The sequence below is a fragment of the Dapis purpurea BLCC-M126 genome (assembly GCF_050015975.1).
Lineage (GTDB): Bacteria > Cyanobacteriota > Cyanobacteriia > Cyanobacteriales > Microcoleaceae > Trichodesmium.
In genome coordinates, this window is record NZ_JBNHER010000270.1 from 1 (window position 1) to 3,151 (window position 3,151).

The following is a 3,151-nucleotide window of genomic DNA, read 5'->3' on the forward strand; positions in this document are numbered from 1 at the left end:
AAGGAGTAAGGAGTAATGAGTAAGGAGTAAGGAGTAATGAGTCAGTATCATTGTGCTTTATTAATATGAAAACCGCTGTAAGGTTAGGATATTTTTAAATCTTGAAACCTTTTGAAAGTCTACTATTCCCTATTCCCTAGCGCGTAGCGCTATAAAACCGCTGTATATCAAATTCGATCAGGTTAGGTATAAAAAAAATGTTCTCTTCACGAGCGCTATTGCCAAATATGCTCTGTTTATCTGCTATCTCCCCACACTATTTATCTAATTAAATCATGTCCGGTTGAACAGTGATAATTAAAGCTCGTAGTAGGGCTTTAGCCCTAAGATAGGTATTTATCGGGCTAAAGCCCTACTACAAACAAAAACTTTTTTATCACTAATTATCCGGACATGATATTACACCAATGCTACTAGATTTGATATTACCGAATAATTAAGGTTTAAAGCCTCTCCTTTAAAGGAGAAACAAGCGGTCGTTAGCGGAGCTTCCCGAAGGGTGAGATGGCGAGGTTTCCTGCTATTGCAGAGCCGCTAAGCTTTTCATGTCGCGCAGCGAAACGCTATCTCCAATCGACCAAGAGAAGAAAAAATTTTCCCTAAAGCCTCAATCATCTTGATTTTAGGGAGAGGTAATTATCAATTATTCATTATCAATTATCAATTATTGAAACCCACCCTGCGATCGTTATGTTTATTTATGCTCACCTATTTATTCCAATGATTCTGAATATTCTGGATATTTTTCACCGTCGCCAATAAGGCCGCCCTTTCCAGAAAACTCCTACAGCTAAACTTATTAATGAAGCTCTAGATGCACTTACCAATATATCAGGCAAAGGGAGGTAATACTTTAATAATAAACCAATAAATAAACAGAAAACTAACGCCCAAAGACTAGAATTATTCAATAACCATTCTTTCTGCCACCATTCCAATAAATAAACTGCTAATGCTCCCATTCCTATTGCTACCCCTATGGGTATTAAAACCCCAAAAAAAGGAGATGAAAATAACATATTCAATGGTTTGAGAATCACAAAAAAATAAGTGAGACTGAGAATTAATAATATTTCTGAAGTTGCTACTGTCAAAGTAGCGATCAAACTTACTAAAGATAATTCTCGCCAAGGTAAATTTTTTAAACGTTGCCAAATATTATTCATTAGTTTATAATTTTTGGGATTAGAAAAATCAGGTTAATCTTAAATCATATCAAATAATTAGGGTTTGCTGAAAAAGTATTATGGGTGAGGTGAGGAGACAGGAGACAACCCACCCCTACTCCCTACAGCGGTTTTCATATGAATAAACCACAATCATACTGACTCATTACTCCTTACTCCTACAACATTTTTGTGGTCTACTCAACTGAAAAGCACTGTAATGCATAGTTTTAGATGAAACAGTCCAGTAGTGACGTGACACACCTAAAATGTTGCAATAGTAGGGGCGGATTCCACTTCAAATTAACGAGTTTAACCACTAGATCAGATAAACCCGCCCCAAGGATCTAAATAGACATCTGCGATAATAAAAAATAAAATCAATTATCCCGCAGAAATAATCAATTATTTTTCCCTACTCCCTACCCCCTACTCCCTCTTTTCCGGAGAGGTCTAATATACACAATTAGGTGTGTCTAGTTTAGTAGTGGCGTGACACACCTAAAATGTTCCAATAGTAGGGTTGGGTTATAGTTTAAATTATTGCGACTACAAGCTAGTGTAATGACACACCTAAAATGTTGAAGTAGTAGGGGGCGGGTTCGGTATTCAAATTAATATATCAACATTCAGTCAAATGACCTAATGCAGAAAATTAGCTGTATCAATCCACTACTATCAATCTTATGTTTTAACAATAGACTTCTAGAAAAAACTAGGTTTTTAGGTTACCATGCTTAAATCCTGTTACAGTAAAATCCTCTATATTACTATTTCTAGGAAGTAATTGATTAATTACCAGTTTCTTGTTGAATCCGAATCAACTCAGCTTGAATTTTTTCTCGCAAAGTTGGATCGGTTTTTTGAGTCATTGTAATTCGATTAAACCGAGAAACTGTCAGATCATTTCCTTCAATCATTTTTTTAGCTTGATTGCAGTAACTAACAGCAATTACCTTAACAGTTTGTGGTAAAGTATTAACACTGCTTTTCTGATTACAAATAATCGGAGGCACAGACCCACCGGGACTTTGTTTTTGAAATTCATTTTGAATTTCTCTATATTTCCCTATTCTTAAGTTCTCAATTTGTAGGATTGAAGCGGCATATTTAGTTATTTCTTCAGCAGTTACTGCTTGATATGTTTGATCTGTGAAAGATTCTTGAGCATAGACTGCTGTATCAAATATAGGAGTTGATGATTGGTTTAGCCCCCTAGGCACTATACCCATCATTAAGCTTAATGTAGACAAAGTTGCCACCAATAAAGACCGGGATATTAGTCTCTGGGGGCATAGTTGAATATTACAAACTAAAGCTTTGATCTTCATACTTCTGAGCAAAAATAAAAATTAAACTACCTAATTATTTAGAATTATTTTAATCTCAGAAAGTTCCCACTTAATTAAGGGTATTTAATGAAACTAGAGAAAATTAAAGTAACTTAATATATACTATATTGTCTTTAATTTCTCCCAAAGAATTTAATTGGCAGAAACTGTATAGTTGATTGAATCAGTATATTTTAAATATTTGATTTTTCAGAGTTTTGCTTGAATAGCTAATATAAGTTGGTAAAATATTTAACAAGTGCTAATACGAGATACTGAAAATTGATAAATTTTATTACCCAGACTGAAAGTATAATAATTAAGGGCCATCATAAAACTATACAAGACCATTTTTGATTATCAGCTTCAATTTTCGACAATTTAGTTTGTACGGCATGATTTTCTGACTGAATATCAGTAGCAATGATAATCTTGCTATATCAGAAGTTAGGCACTCTAACCTAGAAAGCCGATTTTTTCCTAGATGTCTATTGCCTAAACCAAGGATTTCTCCTAGCAAAGGGGTTTCTTTGGGTAAGTTCTATATATAGAAGAGATATAATTTGTTATCTATAAGTGAATTGTTGCTATTTATAGCAGTTTTCACAAAGGTAGACTACAAAATTTCTTCCTTCTCTCCTAGATAACTAAAGC

At 34.1% G+C, this 3,151-nt stretch carries 2 protein-coding genes; both read right to left on the reverse strand.

All coding sequences use genetic code 11. From position 1 onward, the window contains the following. Positions 1-746: 746 nt before the first annotated feature. Positions 747-1,166 (reverse strand): peptide chain release factor 1, encoded by a 420-nt coding sequence (locus ACP6PL_RS24755; RefSeq protein ID WP_426547990.1) that lies wholly within the window; start codon positions 1,164-1,166, stop codon positions 747-749. Between the two features lie 791 nt (positions 1,167-1,957). Continuing rightward, the gene (locus ACP6PL_RS24760; RefSeq protein ID WP_426547991.1) at positions 1,958-2,497 is read right to left on the reverse strand and encodes a DUF4168 domain-containing protein; all 540 of its coding nucleotides are present in this window, start codon (positions 2,495-2,497) and stop codon (positions 1,958-1,960) included. Between the last annotated feature and the right edge of the window lie 654 nt (positions 2,498-3,151).